This window comes from Geomicrobium sp. JSM 1781026 (genome assembly GCF_041949955.1).
Lineage (GTDB): Bacteria > Bacillota > Bacilli > Bacillales > Marinococcaceae > Geomicrobium_A.
The window spans coordinates 58127-81425 of sequence record NZ_JBHFQF010000005.1 but is presented as its reverse complement, the minus strand read 5'-3'; the positions used below and the strand labels follow the sequence as shown (position 1 = coordinate 81425).

The 23299-nt window shown below is 44.9% G+C and carries 22 protein-coding genes; 7 read left to right on the top strand and 15 right to left on the bottom strand.

From position 1 onward, the window contains the following. The 10 genes from ACE1TF_RS10115 to ACE1TF_RS10070 all read right to left on the bottom strand — a co-directional run bounded on the left by ACE1TF_RS10115 (position 1) and on the right by ACE1TF_RS10070 (position 11020). Positions 1-1482, bottom strand: a complete 1482-nt coding sequence (locus ACE1TF_RS10115) for a class I adenylate-forming enzyme family protein (protein ID WP_375016431.1) — start codon at positions 1480-1482, stop codon at positions 1-3. Continuing rightward, on the bottom strand, positions 1439-2494 hold the full coding sequence (locus tag ACE1TF_RS10110; RefSeq protein ID WP_375016429.1) for a 3-oxoacyl-ACP synthase: 1056 nt from the start codon (positions 2492-2494) through the stop codon (positions 1439-1441). The genes ACE1TF_RS10115 and ACE1TF_RS10110 overlap by 44 nt, the downstream gene beginning before the upstream one ends. Beyond that, a complete protein-coding gene (locus ACE1TF_RS10105; RefSeq protein ID WP_193744249.1) occupies positions 2487-2654 on the bottom strand; it encodes a hypothetical protein in 168 nt (55 codons plus the stop codon). Before ACE1TF_RS10105 ends, ACE1TF_RS10110 begins: the two co-directional genes overlap by 8 nt. Continuing rightward, on the bottom strand, positions 2651-3721 hold the full coding sequence (locus ACE1TF_RS10100; protein ID WP_375016427.1) for a branched-chain amino acid ABC transporter permease: 1071 nt from the start codon (positions 3719-3721) through the stop codon (positions 2651-2653). Before ACE1TF_RS10100 ends, ACE1TF_RS10105 begins: the two co-directional genes overlap by 4 nt. Positions 3722-3725: 4 nt before the next feature. Further along, positions 3726-4613, bottom strand: a complete 888-nt coding sequence (locus ACE1TF_RS10095) for a branched-chain amino acid ABC transporter permease (RefSeq protein ID WP_375016425.1) — start codon at positions 4611-4613, stop codon at positions 3726-3728. 15 nt (positions 4614-4628) lie between these two features. Continuing rightward, the gene (locus ACE1TF_RS10090) at positions 4629-5333 is read right to left on the bottom strand and encodes an ABC transporter ATP-binding protein (RefSeq protein WP_375016423.1); all 705 of its coding nucleotides are present in this window, start codon (positions 5331-5333) and stop codon (positions 4629-4631) included. After that, positions 5311-6090: an ABC transporter ATP-binding protein gene (locus ACE1TF_RS10085; RefSeq protein ID WP_375016421.1), complete on the bottom strand. Its 780-nt coding sequence runs from the start codon at positions 6088-6090 to the stop codon at positions 5311-5313. The genes ACE1TF_RS10090 and ACE1TF_RS10085 overlap by 23 nt, the downstream gene beginning before the upstream one ends. A gap of 5 nt (positions 6091-6095) precedes the next feature. Further along, positions 6096-7310 (bottom strand): substrate-binding domain-containing protein, encoded by a 1215-nt coding sequence (locus ACE1TF_RS10080; RefSeq protein ID WP_375016419.1) that lies wholly within the window; start codon positions 7308-7310, stop codon positions 6096-6098. A 150-nt stretch (positions 7311-7460) separates the two neighbouring features. Continuing rightward, positions 7461-9179, bottom strand: coding sequence for an assimilatory sulfite reductase (NADPH) hemoprotein subunit (cysI, locus tag ACE1TF_RS10075; RefSeq protein WP_375016417.1), 1719 nt, complete (start codon positions 9177-9179; stop codon positions 7461-7463). 14 nt (positions 9180-9193) lie between these two features. After that, entirely contained in the window at positions 9194-11020 is a 1827-nt protein-coding gene (locus ACE1TF_RS10070) for an assimilatory sulfite reductase (NADPH) flavoprotein subunit (RefSeq protein ID WP_375016891.1), read from the bottom strand. 261 nt (positions 11021-11281) lie between these two features. On the opposite strand from ACE1TF_RS10070, the gene ACE1TF_RS10065 reads away from it, so the two are divergent. Genes ACE1TF_RS10065 through ACE1TF_RS10040 form a run of 6 tightly spaced genes read left to right on the top strand, consistent with a single transcriptional unit; the run spans position 11282 to position 16440 of the window. Continuing rightward, positions 11282-12007: a phosphoadenylyl-sulfate reductase gene (locus ACE1TF_RS10065; RefSeq protein ID WP_375016415.1), complete on the top strand. Its 726-nt coding sequence runs from the start codon at positions 11282-11284 to the stop codon at positions 12005-12007. After that, the gene (gene sat, locus ACE1TF_RS10060) at positions 11971-13122 is read left to right on the top strand and encodes a sulfate adenylyltransferase (protein ID WP_375016889.1); all 1152 of its coding nucleotides are present in this window, start codon (positions 11971-11973) and stop codon (positions 13120-13122) included. The genes ACE1TF_RS10065 and sat overlap by 37 nt, the downstream gene beginning before the upstream one ends. Continuing rightward, positions 13119-13733: an adenylyl-sulfate kinase gene (cysC, locus tag ACE1TF_RS10055; RefSeq protein ID WP_042399817.1), complete on the top strand. Its 615-nt coding sequence runs from the start codon at positions 13119-13121 to the stop codon at positions 13731-13733. Before sat ends, cysC begins: the two co-directional genes overlap by 4 nt. Beyond that, on the top strand, positions 13726-15129 hold the full coding sequence (gene cobA / locus ACE1TF_RS10050) for a uroporphyrinogen-III C-methyltransferase (RefSeq protein ID WP_375016412.1): 1404 nt from the start codon (positions 13726-13728) through the stop codon (positions 15127-15129). Before cysC ends, cobA begins: the two co-directional genes overlap by 8 nt. Next, positions 15068-15832: a sirohydrochlorin chelatase gene (locus tag ACE1TF_RS10045; RefSeq protein ID WP_375016410.1), complete on the top strand. Its 765-nt coding sequence runs from the start codon at positions 15068-15070 to the stop codon at positions 15830-15832. The genes cobA and ACE1TF_RS10045 overlap by 62 nt, the downstream gene beginning before the upstream one ends. Next, a complete protein-coding gene (locus ACE1TF_RS10040) occupies positions 15829-16440 on the top strand; it encodes a precorrin-2 dehydrogenase/sirohydrochlorin ferrochelatase family protein (protein WP_375016408.1) in 612 nt (203 codons plus the stop codon). Before ACE1TF_RS10045 ends, ACE1TF_RS10040 begins: the two co-directional genes overlap by 4 nt. A gap of 890 nt (positions 16441-17330) precedes the next feature. Here the strand turns inward: ACE1TF_RS10040 and scpC are convergent. Then, a complete protein-coding gene (scpC, locus tag ACE1TF_RS10035; protein ID WP_375016406.1) occupies positions 17331-18845 on the bottom strand; it encodes a succinyl-CoA:acetate CoA-transferase ScpC in 1515 nt (504 codons plus the stop codon). 37 nt (positions 18846-18882) lie between these two features. Next, the gene (locus tag ACE1TF_RS10030; RefSeq protein WP_042399806.1) at positions 18883-19272 is read right to left on the bottom strand and encodes a hypothetical protein; all 390 of its coding nucleotides are present in this window, start codon (positions 19270-19272) and stop codon (positions 18883-18885) included. A gap of 113 nt (positions 19273-19385) precedes the next feature. On the opposite strand from ACE1TF_RS10030, the gene ACE1TF_RS10025 reads away from it, so the two are divergent. Next, entirely contained in the window at positions 19386-20240 is an 855-nt protein-coding gene (locus ACE1TF_RS10025; RefSeq protein WP_042399804.1) for a LysR family transcriptional regulator, read from the top strand. 40 nt (positions 20241-20280) lie between these two features. Here ACE1TF_RS10025 and ACE1TF_RS10020 read toward each other — a convergent pair whose 3' ends face one another. From ACE1TF_RS10020 to htpX, 3 genes are all read right to left on the bottom strand, one after another. Further along, a complete protein-coding gene (locus tag ACE1TF_RS10020) occupies positions 20281-21129 on the bottom strand; it encodes an alpha/beta fold hydrolase (RefSeq protein ID WP_375016403.1) in 849 nt (282 codons plus the stop codon). Positions 21130-21132: 3 nt separating this feature from the next. Further along, positions 21133-22188 carry a tartrate dehydrogenase gene (locus ACE1TF_RS10015; protein ID WP_375016401.1) on the bottom strand — a complete coding sequence of 352 codons (1056 nt, stop codon included), beginning with the start codon at positions 22186-22188 and terminating at the stop codon, positions 21133-21135. A 166-nt stretch (positions 22189-22354) separates the two neighbouring features. Beyond that, complete coding sequence (gene htpX / locus ACE1TF_RS10010; RefSeq protein ID WP_375016399.1) at positions 22355-23257, bottom strand: protease HtpX; 903 nt, start codon at positions 23255-23257, stop codon at positions 22355-22357. Positions 23258-23299 lie beyond the last annotated feature (42 nt).

Here is a 23299-nt window from a genome sequence, read left to right as displayed (position 1 = left end):
CTACGTTCGTAATCCTGCTTCTATCTGTACTCTTAATGTATTTTTGTTAATTTTACCTACATCTGTTTTCGGCAGTTCATCATAGAACTTATAGATTTTCGGCGTTTTATATCGTGCAAATTGGTTTTGACAATAATTTCGAAGAAACGTTTCATCAGTATACGTACCTTGCGCGAGCACGACCGCACATGCAACAACCTCTCCCCACGTTTGATCATGAACACCTACGACCGCTACATCTTGAACATCAGCGAGTTGCATTAACGTTTTTTCAATCTCTTGAGGGAATATATTCTCACCGCCGCTAATGATCATATCTTTCGATCTTCCAACAATGTAATAATCGCCCTCTTCATCACACATTGCCAAGTCCTCCGTATTGAACCACCGTTCGTTATTCACTTCTTCTTCTTGTCCCCAATAATATTCATACAGGTGATCCCCTTTGATAAATAGCTCGCCGACTTCACCAGGTTTTGCAACTCGGCCATTTTCATCTCGAATGCATATGGCATTATACATCATCGCTTTTCCGACACTTCCATACTTTTTTCTGCTTCTTTCATTTGAAATATAAAAGTTGTTCGGACCTGCCTCTGTCATCCCGTATCCTTCTCGAAAAGGTAAACCCCGACGTTCAAACGCTTCATATACAGTATTTGGACACGGTGCTCCTCCTGATAAAAACGATTTCATTGAAGGGAATTTTGCACGTTCAAAATCGGTTTCTTTTATGAATCGTTGATACATCGTTGGAACCATAAGAAGGATGGTACATCGATACAGTTGAATCAACTGGGATAGTTGCGTTGGACAGTATTGCGCAGTATAAACAACCGTTCCTCCTGCGTAAAGAATCGGCAATGTTAAGGCATTGATTCCTCCTGTGTGAAACATCGGCAACACTGTAACTGTCGTATCACTACTGGAGAGTCCCCAACTTGTTAACGTATTAATGGCGTTAGTGTGGATTGAACGATTACTTAATACTACACCTTTCGGTTTACCCGTCGTCCCCCCTGTATAGATCATCATCCATGGACAGCTCCATTCGTATGTGTACGATGTTTTTTTATTGGATGGATCTTTTAAGCAAGCAAGGTCCACCTTACCTTTATCTTGAACATGTAACTGCTCTGCCAGATGCTCATGAGTCTCGTCGTAAACTAAGTATTTAGGGGTACAATCTTCCACCAACCTATTGAGTTCTTTAACGTGTAACCTGCCATTCATCGGCACAAAAATGGCCCCAATTCTTCGACAAGCAAATAGGAGCAAGAAGCCTCGGATGTTATTATTAGATAGCAATAGCACTCTCTCTCCAAAGCCAATTCCTCTGCCGATGAATTGCTCTGTCAATGCTTCGGTCATTATATTTACTTGCTCGTACGTCCACTGCTCCCCTGTATCGCCATCAATGATGGCGATTTTTTCTGGGTCAATTCTCGCTCTCGTTTCCAACCAATCGACGTCTAGCTTCATCCAGACTCCCCCAACGTATTGTATTTGCAACCCAAGCATAGCCAATGCCCGCACTTACCATACAAACGATATCTCCATCTTTCACCCGCTTTTGTGCCAACGCTCTTTCTATAGAGATGAATTGATCAAATTGCCCTACATGCCCAATGTCCTGTAAATATATGGATTGTTCATCACGAAGTCCAAGCTTTTGCAGTACATATTGATGTGCCGACCGTTTCATATGGAGAATTGCGAGAAAATCTAACTCGTTAATAGCGTATCCACTTTGTTGAAGCGATTCGTGAATGACATAGAGAAAGTTTTTCATCGATTTATCTTCCAGTCTTTTCTTCATCTCTTTAGGGTTTGTCACATCAAGTTCATCATGACACGACGAGCGTTCGGTTGAATCTCTCGCTATTGATCCACCAGCGCGACGGATTACATCAGTGGAAAAAGACCCGTCGGTCACTGTCACTGTCTCAAGCAACGTATTTCTTTTATAGTTTTTCCGCAAAATCATCGCTCCGCCGCCAGCTGCCAAATTGTACATAAATCTTGATCGCTCATTTTTATAATTGATAAAGTCACCGTTGCGATACCCTCCTGCTAAAAGAACCGTCGATACATTTTCCTTGGCGATCATCATCGATTTTGCAACGTCCATTGCTAAGACTGTCGTCCCACACCGCAGTGACATATCAAATGCGACCGCTCCATAAGCACCCAGTTGTTCTTGCATATAGATTGAAGCGGTCCATAATGAATATTCCTTATACTCCTCCCCGACATAGATGATAAGATCCAGTACAGACGCAGCAATTCCCGCTCGTTCCAAAGCCTTTTTAGCGGCCCTAATTCCCATTTGGGCGGGGTGATCTCCACGTCCAGGAATTGTTTTCGAATGAATTCCCATCTTTTCTGTAACGATGTTAGATGGGATTCCACTTCTTCTTGCAATTTCTTCTCCAGTTATTGTGTGAGAAGGTAAGTATGAGGCAACGCTCATCACTCCAACACAATTATCCATCGCCTCTACCTAGCCTCTTCACTTCTTCTTGTAGATAAGGAACCATCTCCTCAATCGTTTGTACATTTACTTCATCGTCGGTTTGTACATTCTTAATTTTCACACGAAGTTCAGACTTGTGAATGACGACCCGAAGCACGTAAGATGCAATTACACTCATTCTTGACTGCTCCTTTTTCCTTTTCTTTTTGACCATTTCTCCCTAGCCGTTCCGACAATGCCTGCAGGAAAGAAAAGTATACTCATAATAAACACGAGTCCAAACAAGATGACCCAACGTTCAAAGATTGGGTGCACATCGCGCATCCCCATTAGCCAATGGGAGGCAATTTCGATCACTCCCGCACCAATGATTGCACCGTATAATGTGCCTACCCCTCCAATCACGACCATGAGAAGAGCATCAATGGTCACGTCCACATCCATCGTGCTAAAAGGATTTACAAACCGAATGGATACGGCGTACATCATCCCCGCCAAGCTGGCGACAACACCTGCTACAATGGTCGAAATTAACTTGTAACGAATAATTGAATATCCGAGCGCTGACACGCGACTTTCATTCTCTCGTATCGCTTGTAGTGTTCGACCGACCGGGGAATAGATGAACTGACGCAGAACGAGAAACATAACGATTAAAAAAAGAAACGCGAGATAATACACCGTTTGCCGATCAATTAAGTTAATAAATCCGAACAATTCTGTCGGAACTTGAGCGGTGAAGTTAAATCCTTCATCTCCCCGTGTAAATGAGCGCCATTGTTCAGCAATGACTAAGAAAATTGTCGCTACCGCTAATGTAATCAACGCATAAAATGTGTCTTTAAGCCGCAAAGATAACAATCCAACAAAGAAGCTGACGATGACCGAGAAACTAACACCAGCCAAAAGCGCGACAAGAAGTGCGACCTCCGCCTGTTCGATATACGTTAATGAAAGAGCCACACTGTATGCTCCGAAACCGAAAAACATCGCGTGACCAAATGAGATAATTCCAGTGTAGCCGAGCAAAATATCATAGCTCATCGCAAACACCGCAAGAATAAAAATGTTTGTGAGTAAAAATAACATCGAACTTTGCGTGACGAATAGTGGCAGCAAAAGCATCACGAAACAGATGGCAATAAATACCCAAGGCTGCTTCTTTCGCCATGTGTTTCGGTCCATTAGCGTTGACGAGTGTTGTGTATCTGGCGTTAGCATTCGTTTTTTAAAGTTTACATTCATCCGATCACCTCGTTGCCCCGAATAATCCCGACGGTTTTAAAAGCAGAACTAAAGCCATGATCATCATGTTGACCGCAAGTGATCCTGGTGGAAAGTAATAAGCCATGTACGCTTCCGACAAACCGACAATCACAGCCGCAATTGCCGAGCCACCCACACTGCCCATCCCGCCAATCGCCACCACGATAAATGCCGTCAGCATAAGACTTAGCCCCATATCCGGGTTAATTTGCCCTTGAAAAGGTCCCCAAAGAAATCCACCAACACAAGCAAGCGTCGTGCCAAACACGAAAACGAATGTAAAGACTTTTCGCACATTAATGCCGAGCGCCTGAACCATTTCTTTATTTTCAACACCTGCACGGACGACGAGTCCAATCTTTGACTTTTTCAACATGAGAAGTAATGTGATTAAAACGAGTAGTCCAAACCCGATAATAAAAATGCGGTAGTGATGAAATCTCACATTCATCAGTTCCGTAAATCCACTAATAGCCGGTGGTGGCTGAACAGAAATGAGGTTTGATCCCCAGATGAGCATCACCAATTCTCCGACGACGAGCATCACACCGGTCGTTATGAGAATTTGACGCAAATGGTTGCCATACACTTGCCTGACCGTTGTTCGCTCCACCGTATAGCCGAGAACAATACCGGTCACAATGGCTCCGATCAACCCCATCCCAAACGCTAAAATGCTGTAGTCCCCAGCTGCGCCCCCGAACAACAAATACATCCATGTACCGGCATATGCTCCGAACATGAATAAAGCACCGTGGGCAAAGTTCAAGACCGACATGAGACCAAAAATCAAACTCAAACCAGCAGCGAGAAGAAAGATAAGCATGCCAGTCGCCAGCCCGTTAAACAATAACGTTAAGTGTAGCTCCATACGTTCACCTGCTTTCTATGCGATACCTAAATATTTCTGCCGCAGTTCTTTATCTTCTTCCAACTGACGCATCTGTCCGTGGTGAACCGTTCTTCCCTCATCAAGGATGTAAAAGCGCTCGCCCATTTTACTTGCCATCCGAAAGTTCTGCTCAACGAGAAGTACAGTGGTCGTTTGTTTGATGACATTTAATGCTTCCATCACCTTATCGACCATAATTGGGGCTAAACCTTTGCTCGGCTCATCAATGAGCAGAAGTGGTGTCTCGTTTACGAGTGCTCTGGCGATGGAGAGCATTTGTTTTTGCCCTCCAGATAAGTTGCCTCCTTTTCTTGTGTAGGCAATTTTCAGATCCGGAAACAACTCTAAAATCCACTTTTCTCGTTTCTCTGTTTTTTCGTTTTCCTTACGTTTCGCTACACGCAAATTCTCCTGCACCGTTAAATCTGAGAAAATATCTTGATCTTCCGGCACATAGCCAATCCCTTTTTTGGCGATTACGTGAGGAGGCAATTCCCGGATACTCTCTCCTTGAAAAAGAATCTCTCCTTTTGTAGCAGGGTTAAGGCCCATCATCGAGCGCATCGTTGTCGTTTTGCCAGCGCCGTTTCGTCCTAATAGAACCGTCACCTCTTGTTCAGGAACGTCAAATTCTACACCTTGCAAAATGTGAAACTCTTGAATATACGTTTCAATGTTACGTACTTGAAGCATCGTCATCGACTACATCCCCTCCTAAATACGCCGATTGCACACGGTCGTGTTTCATGATGGCTTCCGGTTCGTCATCTGCAATCAGTTCACCGTGAAATAGCACTGCAATCGAGTCGGACAAATCCAACACCAAGTCCATTTTGTGTTCGATCAGTACAATGGTTCGATCTCTCTGGTCACGAATCGAGCGGATCACATCTATAATCGCCGGCACTTCTTCCAATGACATGCCTGCCGTTGGCTCATCAAGTAGTAGCACCTCAGCATCTAAAGCTAGCAAAATGGCGATTTCTAATTTGCGTTTCTCCCCATGTGCCAATGCACTTGCGACCTGATCTGCTTTATCACTCAAATGCACAGTCACTAAGTACTCGTACGCTTTCGCCTCAAGCTCGGGGAATGACTTAAAATGACGGAACATGGAAAAATACACATTTTCTTTTGATTGAACAGCCATCCGAACGTTTTCTAGCACCGTTAAATTCGGGAAAATATTCGTAATCTGAAAGGAGCGCCCAATGCCTAACTTCGTGCGTTTAGGCGGGGACAAATGTTGAATCGGGTTTCCCCGAAACAACACACGTCCACTCGTTGGCTTTAGTTGACCGCTAATTAAGTTGAACAACGTTGTTTTACCTGCTCCGTTAGGCCCGATAATGCTTTTGAATGTTCGGTCTTCAACACGTAAGGATACATCGCTTACCGCTTTGTGGCCCCCAAATTGAATGCTCAGTTGGTCAGTTTGAAGCAAAGCCTCTGCCATACCATCTACTCCCTGTTGTTTCGAATTGGTGGTTCCGTTTGTTCCGGTTCGAGCGCCTCATTCAATACTGGAAGTGGGTACTCATAGTCGGGGTTATCTTCCAACGTAATGGAATACATCGTCTGCAACGCTTGATGATCTTCTGCTCGGAATGTCATCGGACCTTTTGGTGTATCAAACGTCATTCCTTCCATTACCTCAATGAGTGTCTGGGCATCTGCTGCACCTTCAGACTCCTCTAAAGCTTGAACCGCTGCCATGGCACTTGCCATGCCTCCAGCTGTAAACAAATCAGGTGGGGACCCGTGTTCTTCTTCGTGTTCGGTTACGAGGTAATCATTCACTTCATTATCTGGGAGTGTGTAATGATAGACCGAGAATCCTTCCATCCCTACGAGATCTCCCATCGTGCCTAATGCTGCAATGTCCGGGGCTCCTGTTGAAATTGTAATGCCTCGATCGGTAAGCCCCATATCATTAAAAGATCCCCACGGCGTATTTGACCCCGCCCAAATGACGAACATATAGTCCGGATCTGCTTCAATGACACGTTGTACACTTGACGTGAAGTCGGTTGTATCTGGTGCAGGGTACTCTTCCAACACAATTTCTGCACCTAAACGTTCGGCTTCCTCTATGAATGCTTCTGCCCCATCAAGTCCAAATGAACTGTTCGGAGCATACACAGCAATTTGCGTACCCTCTTCCGCAATTGCTGCTGCCCCCGCTATCGCATCTTGTGTTGAGTTTCGACCGGTTCTAAAAATATTCGGATTCCATTCTTCCCCTGTGATCGCATCTGCGACTGCCGGCTCAACAATCATAATGCGATCATACGTCTCTGCTAATGGGAGAACCGCTAGTGTGTCCCCGCTATCAGCCGCCCCGACTAAAATGTCCACCTCTTCATCTTCATAAAGCTCTGTAGCTTGTTGCACAGCCACTTGCGGGTCCGTTTGGGTGTCTCGAATAATCACTTCAATTTCCCTGCCCGCAACTTCCCTCGTACCCTCTGTGGCATAATCAATACCAATTTGAAAACCATTGATCATCTGATTTCCATACGCCTCAAGTAGACCGGTTTGAGAAGTTAACACACCAATCTTCACAGGATCATCTGTGTCTCCTCCAGATGCTGAATCATCACTAGAACAAGCCGCCATTGTTAGAAAAAGTGAAGTCGTAATGCTTGAAAATAAAACCCACTGTTTTTTTGCCACCCTAACCTTCCCCCTTGTCGATAATCGTTCCTAATTTCAATTGTAAATAGACGAGTTACGAATGAGTTACAAACATTCCGAAGCGTGGTTTATTGCCGTTGTTCTTTACTCATCCACACAAAAAAAGAACTCCCCAAAAGGAGTCCCTCTTCAATCATGAAAATTCGTTCCATCACTCGTTGCTTTTATATACCCTGCTCGGATGACGTAATCACCAAAGTGCTCGCCTGCCGATCGGTTTTTGCCATAATCACTGAGCAACGGGCGGAGCGTGTCCAGCATTTCTTCTTCGCCAATGTTTTCTTTGTACATTTTGCTTAGACGTTCGCCTTTAAACCCTCCACCGAGATACAAGTTATATTTACCAGGGGCTTTACCGATAAAACCAATTTCGGCCATTGCCGCTCGTGAGCAACCGTTAGGACATCCAGACATGCGAATGACGATTTCTTTATCACGCAAGCCCACTTCATTTACGGTTTCTTCTAGTTTATCGATCAAACTCGGCAAGTAACGCTCGGATTCAGCCATAGCCAAGCCGCAAGTTGGAAATGACACGCACGCCATTGAACTTTTGCGTAACGCGGAAATTTGCTTTGAATCAACAATATGATACCGGTCTAAAATCTCACGAATCGCTTTTTTCTTCGCAGCGGTCACGTTGCTAATGACGAGGTTTTGATTGGGAGAAAGTCTGAATTCCCCTGTGTGAATGCGGGCTATTTCGCGAATTGCACTCATTAGTTCGTACTGCTCTTCGTCCTTAATACGGCCGTTTTGCACGAACAATGTGTAATGCCAACGATTGTTCACACCTTTCACCCAACCGTAACGGTCGCCATTATCCGTAAATGAATAGGGCCTTGCTTCTTCTAAACTGTACCCTAATCGTTCGTGCAACTCGTCAATCAACCAGTCGATGCCTCTCGCATCAATCGTATATTTGAATCTCGCATACTTTCGTTCATGACGATTTCCGAAATCACGTTGAATCGTAATCAACTTCTCAGAGACATCCGTCACTTGCTCTGGCGTACAAAAACCAATGACCCTCGAAAGCTGTGGATACGTGTGTGAATCACCGTGAGTCATGCCCATGCCACCACCGACGCTCACATTAAACCCTCGCAACTTTTCATTTTCAATGATTGCGATTAACCCTATGTCTTGAGAGAATACATCCACGTCGTTGGACGGAGGAATGGCAATGCCCATCTTAAATTTTCGCGGCAAATACAACTTCCCATACATCGGTTCTTGTTCTACTTCCTTGTTGCTTTCAATCTTTTCTTCATCGAGCCATATTTCGTGATACGCCCTCGTCCGCGGCGACAAATAATCGCTCAATTTGTTCGCACATTCATAAACTTGTTGATGCACTGCCGATTCATCTGGATTGGGGTTGCACATGACGTTGCGGTTCACATCCCCGCAAGCTGCGAGTGTATCCATCAATGAATCATTGATTGCCCGTATGCTCGTTTTCATGTTCCATTTCAAAATCCCATGGATTTGAAAAGCTTGCCGAGTTGTTAGCTTGAGTGTGCCATTGCCATACGTTGTCGCCAAGTTGTCGATTGCAAGCCATTGTTCAGGGGTGGCGACCCCGCCTGGCGCTCGCACTCTAACCATAAATTGATGAGCAGGCTCAAGCTTTTGTCGTCTCCGCTCATTACGTAAATCTCGGTCATCTTGCAAATAGCTGCCGTGGAATTTCATTAAGCGGTTATCCTCTTCTGGAATTCCTGCGGTGAGCGGGTTTTGCAACGTGTTGACTAACGTGCCTCGTAAGTAATCACTCTTTTCTTTAATGTCCTCAACATCACTTGGAGGACCGGTTTGAATATGAGGGCGATCTTCATTTGCCATTTTCTTTCACCTCGTTAATAGACGTCTCTTTGGTACCGCTTCTCTTGTTGCATTTGCTTCACATAACTTTCTGCTTCAGCTCGTTCAAATCGACCTTGTTCAGAAATAATATCGATGAGCGCAGTATGCACATCTTGAGCCATTTGTTTTTCGTCTCCACAAACGTAAATAACCGCACCTTCTTCAATCCATGCGTACATTTCTTTTGCTTTTTCTCTCATTCGGTGCTGAACATAAATCTTTTCACTCGTATCTCTTGAAAAAGCGACATCCATTTTCGTGAGCACGCCGTCACCGAGCCACCGTTGCCAATCTAACTGATACAAAAAGTCATCAACAAAATGTTGATCCCCAAAAAACAACCAAGACTTCCCTTTTGCATCTCGCTCTTCTCTTTCTTCTAAAAAACTGCGGTACGGGGCAACCCCTGTGCCTGGGCCGACCATGATGATCGGGGTTTCAGGGTCTTCTGGTAACCGAAAGTTATCATTTTTCTGAACGAAAATCGGTAAGCTCCCACCTGCTCCTGTTCGTTCGGCACATTGCACCGAACATACACCAGCACGGCTACGATCATGGGCATCATAGCGAACAGCTGATACCGTAAGATGGACTTCATCTTCATTCGCCAACTGACTATTCGCAATCGAATACAGACGCGGAGGAATCTTTCGGAGCGCACCGACAAACTCAGGAGCCGAAACTGTAAAAGGCCCGTAATCTTGAACAAAGTCAACAAGGTCTCTGCCTTCTAAATACGCCTGTAACACATCGTTTTGTTCGGCTTCTAACAATTGAGGTAGTGCGTCACTTTCCGTCCAGGCCACCGTTTTCTGTAATAAAGGTTTCGTTAAAACCGTAATTTCAAAGTGCCTAATTAACGCCTCACGTAAAGGCAGCGTATCCCCTTTTTTGTTAATTTCCACTTCTTGGTTCGCTTCCCACGCCATTATCGTCATAAAGTGATCGACGAGCGTTTCATCATTTTCTGGAAATATGCCAATGCTATCCCCTGGAGAAAAGGTAAACCCTGATCCGTCTATGGAAAGTTCAAGGTGACGCGTTTCTTTGTTCGAGCCACGCCCGTTAAGATTAATATTTTCCAATACTTCCGCCTGGAAAGGCTTACTTCTCGAATAGATGGATGGTTGCTCCGTTACCGAGATCGGATCGACGATAGATGCTGGGACTGCTGGGCTTTCCTCGAGCATTTTAGCAGCTACTTGCTCGACCCAATCATTGGCATCTTCTTCAAAATCAACATCACAATCAACCCTCGCTACGATCCTTTCCGCGCCAAGTTCTTCAAATTTCCGGTCCAGTTCCTTGCCTGTTTGACAATAAAATTCATACGATTCATCTCCGAGAGATAATACGGAGAATTTCACATCTTTTAGTTTTGGCATTTTGCGACCAAAAACATATTCATAAAAGGAAATGGCGTTATCAGGTGGGTCTCCTTCCCCGTGTGTGCTAATGACGACAAAGAGACGTTCAACAGACTTAAGCTCTTTCGGCTTATAGTCAGACATCGATTGGAGTGTGATCTCCATCCCGTTATTCGTTAACGCTCTTGCTAGTGTTTCTGCGACACTTTGCGAGTTCCCTGTTTGCGAACCGTACAAAACGGTAGCCGTTTGGACAGGCGTGTCTTGTCGTTCAGGGGCTAAAGCGTGCGGCTCATCAGTCACACCCGCTCTAGCGACTTCAGAATTCCCACCGGTCCCGCTCAAATATCCACTCAACCACAGTTTTTGTTCCACAGTTAGTCCCGGCAGAAGTTGGTTCAACCATTCAACTTGCTCGTCTGTAAAAGGACTATTTGTACTTTTCAGATGCAACATATTCCCCCCCTTGCCTCATTCCACTCTTTTACGCATTCGGAAGATGGAATGTTCAGTCATTGCTAAAATTTATATCTCATCTTATGGTAATTATTCCTAGTTGTCAAATAGGAATAATTGATCAAAACCGGCATATGTATCATATACTTTGTTAAAATCCCTTTTTTTAATTTATTTTGACAAAGAAAGAATGAGAATGTAGAATCACTTTAAAACATATCAATTTAGTATGAATAATCTTCGAAAGGAGACAGAGAAATGACGCCAACGTATGAAACGTCTACACGTGAAGATTACGAAGTGTTGAATAAACAGCTTCATCAAAAGGACGCGTTGGATGTATTAAAGTGGGCAAACACAACGTACGGTCACCAACTTGTGTACGCTTGTAGCTTCGGAGCAGAGGCGATGGTACTACTCGATCTCCTTTCTAAAGTTCAGAAAAATGCTCACATCCTTTTTTTAGATACCGACTTTCATTTCGATGAAACGTATGCGCTCATCGAAGAAGTGAAAGAGCGTTACCCACAATTTCAAATCACACTCGCTAAACCGATGCTCACTCCCGATGAGCAAGCGAGAACTCACGGCGAGCGCTTGTGGGAAACGAACCCTGATCTTTGTTGTCAGATTCGTAAGCTTGATGTGTTAGAACGAGAGCTTACACCTTATCATGCTTGGCTTTCAGGGTTACGGCGAGAGCAATCTCCAACAAGAGCGAAGACGGAGTTCATAAACGCTGATCACAAATTTCAGAAAATCAAGATTTGTCCGTTGATTCATTGGACTGAAGAAGAAATATGGATGTATATTGAGCTGCACCAACTGCCGTACAATCGCCTACATGACCAACATTATCCGAGTATCGGCTGCACACATTGCACCCGCCCAGTACTACCAGGGGAGGATGAAAGAGCAGGCCGATGGGCTGGAACGACGAAAACAGAATGTGGCTTACACGCCGAAGGAGGAAACGAACGTTGACACTCGTAAACCGCTATCAACCTGAAAAAGAAACGAACCATATTAGAGTATCCATTGAGCTGGATGGCTTTGCTCTTTCTGATTTGGAGCTAATCGGAATTGGAGGGTACAGTCCACTAACTGGTTTTTTAGATGAGAAAGATTATGAAAACGTCGTTGAACATATGCACTTATCGTCTGGCGAGGCATGGAGCTTGCCTATCACTTTGCCCGTTTTTGACGCATCCTCTTTTGATATCGGCGACGAAGTTCGCCTCGATTTTGACGGTGAAACGTATGGGACAATCACAATTTCTTCGATCTATGAACCGAACAAGATTCGTGAAGCCGAACTCGTGTATCGAACCTCAGATGAACAGCACCCCGGTGTTGCCAAGTTGTTCTCTCGAGCACCGATTTATGTAGGCGGTGATGTTGTGTTGACGAAAAAAATTGACCGACCAGAATTCGCTTCCTACTATCTCACCCCTGCACAAACCCGAAAAGTGTTTAAAGACAATGGCTGGAACACGGTCGTCGGCTTTCAGACGAGAAACCCTGTCCACCGCGCCCACGAATACATTCAAAAAGCCGCGTTAGAAACAATCGATGGCTTGTTTTTGAACCCACTTGTTGGAGAAACAAAAGCCGGAGACATCCCCGCTGAAGTAAGGATGGAAAGTTACGAAGTGCTTCTCCAACGTTATTATCCAAAAGATCGCGTGCACTTGTCTGTGTTTCCTGCTGCCATGCGTTATGCCGGGCCGAGGGAAGCCATTTTCCATGCACTCGTTCGTCGGAATTACGGCTGTACACATTTTATTGTCGGCCGCGATCACGCTGGGGTTGGTGACTATTACGGTACGTATGAAGCGCAAGAGATTTTTAAAGAATTTTCACCAGATGAACTAGGCATCATGCCATTATTTTTTGAGCATAGCTTTTATTGCCGCGCATGCGACAGTATGGCATCGCACAAAACATGCCCTCATGATCAGAAAGAACACGTCATTCTGTCGGGAACGAAAGTGCGTGAGATGTTGAAAAATGAAATCCTTCCTCCAAAGGAATTTAGTCGTCAAGAAGTCATTGAAGTGCTGATCCGTGGAGAAAAGAAAAAAGAGGTGGGCTCATGACACAACCTAATCTTACTTGGCACAACACGACGATCACAAAAAAAGATCGCCAAAAAAAACTAGGATTTCATAGTTGCGTGCTCTGGTTTACTGGCTTGTCTGGATCAGGAAAATCCACCCTCGCAAACGCTGTTGATGTCGCTTTACATGAACGTGGACTAACGAGCTATGTGTTAGATGGCGATAACGTACGACATGGTTTAAATCAAGACTTAGGTTTTTCAGATACCGATCGTGTGGAAAACATTCGCAGAATTGGAGAGGTGTCGAAACTATTTGTTGATGCTGGGGTGATCGTTTCTACCGCATTTATCTCTCCATTTACAGCAGACCGAGACCTCGTACGGGAGTTATTTTCAGAAGATGAATTTATTGAAGTGTATGTGAACTGCCCGTTAGAAACGTGTGAGAAGCGGGATGTCAAAGGATTATATGCACGCGCGAGAGCAGGCAGCATCCCGCATTTCACAGGGATTAGCTCACCATATGAAGCACCCGTTGACCCTGAAGTCACCATTGAAACTGCTGACAAAAGCATTGCTGAAAGCGCAAAGGAAATTGTCGATTTCCTAATAGAACGCGGTCGGATACCGAGGGAAACTAATGAATAGCGGACATGTATATTTCGTAGGTGCTGGCCCTGGTGACCATGGTTTACTGACAGACAAAGGAGTCCGCTGTTTGAGGCGAGCGGACGTGGTGCTATATGATCGACTTGTCAATCCGAAACTGTTACTACATGCCCCTCCCGAAGCCGAGTATATTTATGTCGGGAAATTCCCAAAACATCATACATTGAGGCAAGAACTGATTCAAGAAGAGCTCGTTCGTCACGCCCTTCTACACCGGACCGTCGTCCGTTTAAAAGGCGGAGACCCTGGAATTTTCGGAAGAGTCGGCGAAGAGACCGCAGCCCTAGATGAGCAAAACATCCCTTTTGATATCGTTCCAGGCGTGACTTCCGGAATCGCCGCTCCACTTTATGCAGGAGTTCCGGTTACACACCGCGACTACGGCGCTAGTTTTGCTGTTGCGGCGGGACATCGTAAGAAAGACTCCGCCGATGAGTTGGATTGGAAGGCACTCGCGGGTATTGAAACGCTCGCTTTTTACATGGGGATCAATAACCTTGAGCAGATTACTGAACAATTGCTCCGCCACGGCAGAAGCCCTAATGAACCAGCACTCATCATTGAATGGGGCACGACCTCAAAACAACGCTCTGTTCGTGCAAGCTTAGGAACGCTCGCTAAACGCGCAAAGGAAATGGCCGTTATTAACCCTGCCATAACGCTCGTCGGAAACGTAAATCACCTGCATAACGACACGAGTTGGTGGGAAAAGAAGCCTCGCTTCGGGACATCTGTCGTGATTGCCTATGACGAAGATGTTAGCACCCATTTAGAAGACGTGTTAGAACATGAAGGTGCAGAAGTACTTGTTTATCCGAAAACAAGCACGCACCCTTTACCCTCACCAGACGTTGATTGGTCGCACATTCCATCTGTACAATTTGATGATGCGACGGCCGTTAACCATTGGTTCCATTGGTTAAAAGAGCAATCCCTTGATATTCGCTCCGTCTATTCAAGACTTATTGCTACAACTGACCGAGCGCGCGTCCAACTTGAACAGTACGGGTTATCCTCTACGATGGCTGGAAGCGGCTCAAGTGCCGTACGATTGACGAGTGCTCCGTTGACGAAACATACAGCAAGCACGCGCCACACGTATCATCCAGTGAGTCATTTGTGTTTACACAATCAATTCAAAGACGAGGAACGTACTGTTGTTTATTTTCCAACCGAACGATCGGTGGCGTTTTTTATTGACGGTTTGGAAAAAGGGAATCTGACCGATTGGATCGCAAACGTTGATGCTGTTTGTTTTGATGAAGAAACAAGACGAAAAGCAAGTGTGTGGTTTCATATAAAGGAGGAAGACGATGCAAGCGATTCTTTACGTCGGGCATGGCAGTCGAGTGAAAACCGGCGTTCAACAATTTGAGCGCTTCATTGAAGAAGTGATGCGGCAAATGCCTGGCGACAACCTGTTCCAAACGTACGGTTTTATTGAGTTGTCAGCACCTACGATTACTAGAGCCATTGAATCGTGTATTGAAAATGGCGCCCGAAACATTGCAATCGTTCCCGTATTACTTTTAACAGCCGGTCATGCCCGCACTGACATACCTGAAGAAGTGAAAGCGGTCAAACATCGCTTTCCACACATCACATTTACGTACGGTGAAACGATTGGCGTATGCGAAGAAGCGGTAGACCTAGCGGTTAAACGTCTCATAGATTCAGGGTTACCGAAAATGACAAAAGACACTGAACGAATTCATGACGTTTTAGTCGTTGGACGGGGCTCAAGTGATGGCTACCAGCCGAGTGATGTAGCGAAAATCGCCCGCCTCATCTTTGAGCGAACCGCGTGTGAAAATATTGAGATTTGCTTTCTAGCCGCAACAACCCCCACTTTGGAACAAGGAATAGAGAAATTGGAGAAACTGGGGTCAGAGAAAACGTACGTGCTTCCGTACTTATTGTTCACTGGGGTGCTCATGAACGAACTAGACGATTTTTTGCAGACAAGAACAGGTCCAACATCGTATGTTCGCTGTGACTTTTTAGGCAAAGACGCCGCGCTCGCTCCAGTTATTGTTGCAAGGGCGAAACAAGCATTGGAAGGGCAAATACTCCAATGAGCAAGTTACCCATCGTCTTGCACCCCACTTCAATGAATGCCGTCGTCGTTGGCGCAGGGAATGTCGGGTCGCGAAGAATTCGCCATCTGCTCGACAGCGGCATTCAGATCACCGTCATCTCCCCTTCTTTACCTGAATGTTTTCATGGTTTCGTTTGTTGGGAACCCCGATACTTGACGAAACATGAATGCTTAACCGCTAATCTCATTGTCCTTTGCACCGACAATTATGAGTTGCATGATGCCATATCGAAAAATCGCGCACCTGGTCAACTCATATACCGAGCTGATGACGTAAAGAAAAGCGATTTTCATTTTCCTGCCGTTATCCACCGAGGCAACCTGATCGTAACAACGTCAACAGATGGTGCCAGCCCTTATTATTCACAGCAGTTGCGCCAACAAATTGAACAGCTGCTTCCAGATAGTATAGAGCAAGACCTCGCGTTTTTAGAAGAAGCAAGAACACAAATAAAAACGCATATTAACAAAAACAAGCGTCAGGAGCTTCTCAAATATATTTCAACCGACTACTTCTTGCGTCAAAGAGATCGTGAAGAACAATTGCAAACGTTCCTTCACGGTGAGCAGTCGATTAAAAACCACTAAGGAAGTGTTGTCTAGTAAGGGCCCCTTTGCGTGGCAAGTGGGCACACCATCCATTTGGCCTTGTGCTATTCTATTCACCGCATGGATCACGCTTACACCGTAAGAAAACCGTTCCATAAGCTAGACGTAAGAGCTTCCACCCCCTTTCTGTCAGAAAGGACAGCGAGACGTTGTCATGAGTCAAGCCGACGTTCATTCGGTTTATCTTCGGCACCGAAGGTGCCGATGGTTGTTATCTCTTAAGGTTGATGTGAAAAAACAAGGTTGGATGTTCGTTATAGAGACGAACGTTCATTTTTGAGCAAGTATCAGATGAGCTACGGTGTGCTACAGAGATCTAGACCATTTCGGGGGTGATCTAGATCTCCCATCCCCTATAAATATCCAAAACCATGTAACACTAGAAGGGTTTGTGAGTAAACACTGCCTCGACATCGGTCGAGAGTGGGTGCAAACACAAGCTTCTTCGTATACGTATACATAGGTGGTAGGAGTTCTCGCTAATTTAGCGTACTCAGCTCGATGCGGAAGTGAACATGCCGGCTTGGTTATTTTTTTGAAATAACAGCCTCCTATTCACTCCTTGTTGATAACTCTCCAGTTCACACGCCAACGAGGTGCCGGCTTGATTCTTGCGGGAGACCATTCAGTTTCACTTCGACATCTTAGGTGCAAATGGTTCGCTCGATCTTGATGATAAAAATCGAGATGAAGTAGGCATAGCTAGCTGTTATTCCCCCCTGCTCTTTATATAAGCAGGAAAACATCTACCCTAATACGCCCTGTTATGGCATTGTCTGTAGTATATTTCATTAAATAACCGCCCCTGAGCGTTTGTCTCGGGGGCGGTTATTTGCTTTCACCACTCGGTCTCTTTCTGTTGTGGTGCGCTAGTTATATGAGAATTCTTGATTGCGCATCGTTCCATGCTCTTTGAAATGTTGATACCAAGAAAAGGCTTCTTGTAAAAGGTGCGGCGTTTGGCCACCACTCTCATCAATGGCTCGCTCAAAGTAATCGAGCAACTGGTCTCTGTAGATTGGGTCAGCACAGTTTCGAATGATCACAGGTGCACGTTCTCTAGGCGCGAGTCCTCGTAAATCTGCAAGCCCGTGCTCAGTAATGAGGATGTCAACATCGTGTTCTGTATGATCAACATGGGAAACGAATGGGACAATGCTGGAAATGTCGCCACCTTTTGCGATGGATTTTGTGACAAAGATGCTTAGGCGAGCGTTCCTTGCAAAGTCTCCAGAACCACCAATCCCATTCATCATCTTCGTGCCCAAGACGTGCGTGGAATTTACATTTCCGTATAAATCAGCTTCAATTGCGGTATTAATGGAAATAAGTCCTAAGCGACGAATAATTTCGGGGTGATTTGAGAATTCCTGTGCTCGTAATACGAGTCGATCTTTATAAGAATCCAATCGAGGAAATACATCATTCATTTTGTCTTGAGAAAGAGTAATTGAACATCCAGAGGCGGATTTCACTATCCCTTGATCGAGCAATTCAAATACCGAATCCTGTAACACTTCGGAGTACACTTCCAAGTCTCTAAACCGTGAGTCTTTTAATCCACTAAACACAGCATTTGCGACAGAACCGATGCCCGACTGTAACGGTGCTAGCGTTTCAGGTAGACGGCCTTCATCGTTCTCTTTTTCTAAAAAGGAAATAAGATGCCTGGCAATTTGTTCGGTTTCGTCGTCTGGAGGTGTAACAGTTGAAGGGGAGTCAAGTTGGTGAGTGAAAACGATGCCCCGAATTTTATCAGGGTGAACACGAATGCCTTTTGCTCCGATGCGGTCGTCAGGAGCAGTTAACGGAATTGGGTCTCGATTGCCCTGTTCATCCAACTGATAAACGTCATGCATACCTTCTAATGATGTTGGTTGAGCCGTATTAATCTCCACAATAATCTCGTTTGCGTGCTCAGCAAATGACGCTGAGTTTCCAACAGATGTCGTTGGAATAATTTCTCCGTCCTCGGTAATGGCTACCGCCTCAATGATCGCAAAATCAATCGGGGGCAACGCTTGTTGGCGAAGAGCTTCTGATGTGTGGGAAAGATGTTGGTCAATGAAGTAAATGTCTCCTTCATTAATTCTCTTTCGCATCGTTGTATCCACCTGGAACGGGAGACGCTTGTTTACAAGATCGGCTTCTGCCATCGTTTTATCTAAGTCAGCCCCAAGAGACGCCCCTGTAAAAACATTGACTTTCATCGGGTCGTTCTTTGCTTTTTTCGCTAGAGCTTTTGGTACGACTTTGGCGTCACCGGCACGAGTAAACCCACTTAACCCTAATGTCATGCCATCAGAAATCCAACTGGCGGCTGTTTGTTCACTTACTACTCGGTTGGTTAGTTCTGGGAGGCGTACGACGTCTGAAATGTTCATAGTTATGGCCTCATTTCATGCGATATTCTCGCTGCTTTTAAACGAAGTGAAGTTTGTGCATGGAATCAATCGTGAGACGCAATTCTTTCAAGGTGTCCACTGTACTTTGGTCCGATTCATTGTGCACCATCATGTTTTCGTCTACTTCCAATTGTTCGAGCAATTCATCAATGCTGGAGCTATTCGTGTTCACTTCAATAAACGTCTTTAGCACGTTCAGCTTCTCTTCCGTTGAATCAATCTTTTTCATGTCGTCCTTTAGCGAAGCCCATCCGTTTAGCAATGTTTCTGTATCCTCGCTAATGACTTGGTACGTGAGCGGCTTCATCGGCTCTTTATTTTCATACCTTCTAAAGTTTTCTTGAATAAAACGATAAAAGTTTTTGTTCTTTTCATTTGTCATGCCTAATTCATCGATTAACCACATGAGCATTTCTCCCTTAGTTGATTGGCTTTAATTATATTATATGAGATAATATCAATCATTAAAAATAATTAAGAATGAGCGCAATCGATCATTATAAATGATAGGAGTATACGATGGAACTGAAAGACTTGCACATCTTCGTTACGTTAGCAAAAGAACAGAATACAACGAAAACTGCCGAAGTACTGAACTATGTACAGTCCAACATTACAGCACGAATTAAAAAGCTAGAAAAAGAGTTTCAAACCGATCTGTTTTTTCGTCAACCCCGAGGGATGACCTTAACCCCGAAAGGACGTCAACTTCTTCAGTATGCTGAGCAGATTCTCGCACTTGTTGACGAAACAACGCTTGCGCTTATCGATGATGAAATGCCTCATGGGACGTTGCGGATCGGAACGAATGAAACGACAGCTTCCAGCCGCCTGCCGAATTTACTCGTTGACTATAGTAAAAACTACCCCGATGTCGAACTGTCTTTACGCGTCGGTACAACGAAAGTTCTCCTCGATGATATTTTTAATTATCAGCTTGACGGGGCGTTTATGGTTGGACCTGTTGAACATCCTGAGCTTGTCACGACGGAGATCTTCACGGAAGAGTTGGTGCTCTACTCAAGCAGTCCCATCACACCGGGCGATGTTCAACATAAAACATTGCTCACAAGACCGTATGATCTTTATCGTGAACGTCTAGAAACGTGGATGACAGAAGAAGAGATTTACCCGCGACGAATTATGGAATTTAATACGATTGAATCGATCTTAAATTGCGTGAATGCTGGTCTAGGGTTCTCCATTGCACCGATTTCCCTCGTCGACTCTCATCGATTTGATCGACCTGTTTCCTTTTATGATATTCCTGAGCCACATTCTCACATTCAAATCATATTCGTACACCGCAAAGACATGCACGTCGATTCCGCGCTGAAGAAATTTATTTCCATGGCCGAACAGCTATCAGATTAAAAAAACCGATCCAGACTTGTATCTGGGTCGGCTTATCATGTCATGATTCATCGAATTGAAGAATGTACTCCGCAACTTCTCTTGGTTTTTCTTCAGGTACATAATGTCCACAATCTTTAATTTCTACACCTTCGACACGAGCAACAGTTTGCTTCCATACGTCGATGACAGGTAATCCAGCGAGGTTTCCGTTCTCCCCCCATAATAACAATGTATCTTGGGGAAGTTTGTCTACGCCTTTTTTATAGAATGCTAGATCGGTTCGGTACGTTGCGCGATAGTCATTTAGTGCCGCTTTTACCGCACCTGGCTGTTGAAAGTCACGCAAGTACTCATCAAATGAACCATCCGCCTTTAACCGTTCATACAAGCCGTCTCCACGGTCCAATAAATAAGTAAGAAACGCTTCTTCCTTGCCTTCAACTAAGGTCTCTGGTAAATCTGGAATGACTTGAAATACCCAATGCCAATATTTCTTTGCTGCTTCTTCTGCAGACAATTGATACACATACTCTACAGGCAAAATATCGATGAGCACTAATTTCTTCACGAGTGTTGGCTTTTCGTAAGCGAGCCTTCTCGCGACCCTTGCTCCGCGGTCATGACCTACGACTAGTGCTTGATGAATGTCCAAATGATCGAGCACTTCCACAACATCATTGGCCATAATTTCATTTGTGTACAGTTCTTCCTGAACCGGCTTGTCCGACTTTCCGTACCCTCTTAAATCAACCATAATCACACGGTAATGATTAGCCAAATACGGAGTGACATACCGCCACGTTAACGAGCTTTGCGGAAATCCATGCAACAATACACACACCGGCTTTTCAATCTGAGCGTCATCTGTAAAGTGAATGCGTATGCCTCCAACCGTTAGCTCTGCCATAGGTCACCTCTTTAATTGTTTTATAATTGCTTCGGTAACTTCTTCTGTCGTTGCCGTACCCCCTAGGTCAGGGGTGACAATTTGTTCACGAGTCACATGTTCAATAGCATTCAAAATCTTCGATGCAGACGCTTCTTCTCCAAGGTGGTCCAACATCATTTTCGCAGTCCAGATTTGTCCGATCGGGTTGGCAATTCCTTGTCCGACAATGTCCGGGGCTGATCCGTGAACAGGTTCAAACATCGATGGATATTTTCCATTCACATTTAAGTTTGCGGCTGGAGCGACACCAATGCTTCCCATAATGCCAGCACCGATGTCGGTAAGAATGTCCCCAAAAAGGTTTGAAGCAACAATCACATCTAGTGTTTCAGGCTTTGTGACGAGAAAAGCAGCTAGAGCGTCAATGTGTTGCGAGTCCGTCGTTACCTTCGGGAAATCCATCTTCACATCGTTAAACACATCATCCCAAAACGGCATACTGTGAATAATGCCGTTTGACTTCGTTGCACTCGTTACGTGACTACCTCTCTTATTCGCTTGTTCAAAAGCAAATCGCATGGCACGCTCCGTACCTTTTCTCGTGAACACCGCATTTTGAATGGCGATCTCATCTTCGCCCCGACCTGTTCTTCCTCCACTCGAACTGTATTCTCCTTCACTATTTTCACGAACGACAACAAAATCAAATTCCTTAGGGTTCGCTAATGGAGACCGGACGCCAGGGAGCACTTTCGCAGGGCGCATATTAATCACTTGTTCGAACTCGCGTCGAATCTTTATTAATAAACCCCACAAAGATACATGATCCGGAACAAGGTTTTCGTTTCCAACAGCACCTAAAAAGATGCTATCAAAAGACGCCAACGTATCAAGTCCATCCTCCGGCATCATCACACCATGCTCCAAATAATACTCACAACTCCACGGAAATGACGTGAATTCAAATTGAAACCCGCCATGAACTTCCGCCATGGCGTGAAGCACTCGTTCTGCGGCTGGGACAACCTCTTTCCCTACACCATCACCTGGTATGCTTGCAATTTTCCAACTTTTCATAAATGTGCCCTCCACAAATACCTGTCGTCTGTCGACAGATGATATTTTGTCTTTATTATACACGATATCCTCTGCAGTAACAGTGCCAAGTTTCATCTAAATTTTTTCTTCCTTAGACCATTAAAAAAGCTAGAACCGTGTTTTACGGTCTAGCTCAAATAAATAACTATTTCTGCTCTAGTCTTGCAATTCGGTCGCTAAGTGCAGGGTGCGTTGAGAACAAACGCATCATGCCGCCATTGCCGTTAATCTTCATCGTTTGTACAGCGGAATCATCGCGGTGGTCTTGGACCGTAGCTCGTTCTGCATAACGTTGAAGTGATTGCAATGCGTGAATCATTTTGTCCTTGCCTGCAAGATCAGCTCCGCCATTGTCTGCATGATACTCTCGATAACGGGAGAAAGCGTTCACGACAAGGCTTCCGAGGATTGAGAACAAGATTTGTAACACAAGGATCATGACAAAGTTAACGATCCATTGTAATTCTTGACGTACGAACTGAGCTGCAACAAACGCGACGACACGCGCTGCAAAAATAACAATCGCATTCACAATTCCTTGGAGAAGCGTCATCGTGACCATGTCTCCGTTTGAAACGTGAGCAACCTCGTGAGCGATGACGCCTTCAACCGCATCATCATCCATAGACTCTAAAAGGCCTGTAGAGACCGCAACGAGAGAGCGCTTTTTCGATGGCCCTGTTGCAAAAGCATTCACTTCTTTAGAGTGATAGATTCCCACTTCCGGCATATGAGCAAGGCCGGCTGCACGTGACATGCGGTGGACTTTCTCCACTACACTACGCTCATATTGATTCAAGTTACCATTCGGGTCGAGCACACGCACTTTCATCATCTTCTTCGCAATCCAACGGGACATTGCCAAGGAGATAAAAGCACCACCAAAACCGAACATCAAACTAAATATAGCGAGTGGTAACAATTGCAACATGCCGTCACTCGAGTACAAATGAATATCAAAGACTCTTGATATAATGGACCAGACGATAAATATGGTCGTCATAACCAAGATGTTCGTCAGTATAAAAAGAAAGACTCTTTTCCCCATTTCCCCACCTCCGTATCTATTCTATTCCTATATGATAGCATG

Excerpts from the sequence above, each read along its gene's own strand:
- ACE1TF_RS10115 (WP_375016431.1), bottom strand. The coding sequence starts at position 1,482 with ATGAAGCTAGACGTCGATTGGTTGGAAACGAGAGCGAGAATTGACCCA.
- ACE1TF_RS10110 (WP_375016429.1), bottom strand. The coding sequence starts at position 2,494 with ATGGATAATTGTGTTGGAGTGATGAGCGTTGCCTCATACTTACCTTCT.
- ACE1TF_RS10105 (WP_193744249.1), bottom strand. The coding sequence starts at position 2,654 with ATGAGTGTAATTGCATCTTACGTGCTTCGGGTCGTCATTCACAAGTCT.
- ACE1TF_RS10100 (WP_375016427.1), bottom strand. The coding sequence starts at position 3,721 with ATGAATGTAAACTTTAAAAAACGAATGCTAACGCCAGATACACAACAC.
- ACE1TF_RS10095 (WP_375016425.1), bottom strand. The coding sequence starts at position 4,613 with ATGGAGCTACACTTAACGTTATTGTTTAACGGGCTGGCGACTGGCATG.
- ACE1TF_RS10090 (WP_375016423.1), bottom strand. The coding sequence starts at position 5,333 with ATGACGATGCTTCAAGTACGTAACATTGAAACGTATATTCAAGAGTTT.
- ACE1TF_RS10085 (WP_375016421.1), bottom strand. The coding sequence starts at position 6,090 with ATGGCAGAGGCTTTGCTTCAAACTGACCAACTGAGCATTCAATTTGGG.
- cysI (WP_375016417.1), bottom strand. The coding sequence starts at position 9,179 with ATGGCAAATGAAGATCGCCCTCATATTCAAACCGGTCCTCCAAGTGAT.
- ACE1TF_RS10065 (WP_375016415.1), top strand. The coding sequence starts at position 11,282 with ATGACGCCAACGTATGAAACGTCTACACGTGAAGATTACGAAGTGTTG.
- sat (WP_375016889.1), top strand. The coding sequence starts at position 11,971 with ATGTGGCTTACACGCCGAAGGAGGAAACGAACGTTGACACTCGTAAAC.
- cysC (WP_042399817.1), top strand. The coding sequence starts at position 13,119 with ATGACACAACCTAATCTTACTTGGCACAACACGACGATCACAAAAAAA.
- cobA (WP_375016412.1), top strand. The coding sequence starts at position 13,726 with ATGAATAGCGGACATGTATATTTCGTAGGTGCTGGCCCTGGTGACCAT.
- ACE1TF_RS10045 (WP_375016410.1), top strand. The coding sequence starts at position 15,068 with ATGCAAGCGATTCTTTACGTCGGGCATGGCAGTCGAGTGAAAACCGGC.
- ACE1TF_RS10040 (WP_375016408.1), top strand. The coding sequence starts at position 15,829 with ATGAGCAAGTTACCCATCGTCTTGCACCCCACTTCAATGAATGCCGTC.
- scpC (WP_375016406.1), bottom strand. The coding sequence starts at position 18,845 with ATGAACATTTCAGACGTCGTACGCCTCCCAGAACTAACCAACCGAGTA.
- ACE1TF_RS10030 (WP_042399806.1), bottom strand. The coding sequence starts at position 19,272 with ATGTGGTTAATCGATGAATTAGGCATGACAAATGAAAAGAACAAAAAC.
- ACE1TF_RS10025 (WP_042399804.1), top strand. The coding sequence starts at position 19,386 with ATGGAACTGAAAGACTTGCACATCTTCGTTACGTTAGCAAAAGAACAG.
- ACE1TF_RS10020 (WP_375016403.1), bottom strand. The coding sequence starts at position 21,129 with ATGGCAGAGCTAACGGTTGGAGGCATACGCATTCACTTTACAGATGAC.
- ACE1TF_RS10015 (WP_375016401.1), bottom strand. The coding sequence starts at position 22,188 with ATGAAAAGTTGGAAAATTGCAAGCATACCAGGTGATGGTGTAGGGAAA.
- htpX (WP_375016399.1), bottom strand. The coding sequence starts at position 23,257 with ATGGGGAAAAGAGTCTTTCTTTTTATACTGACGAACATCTTGGTTATG.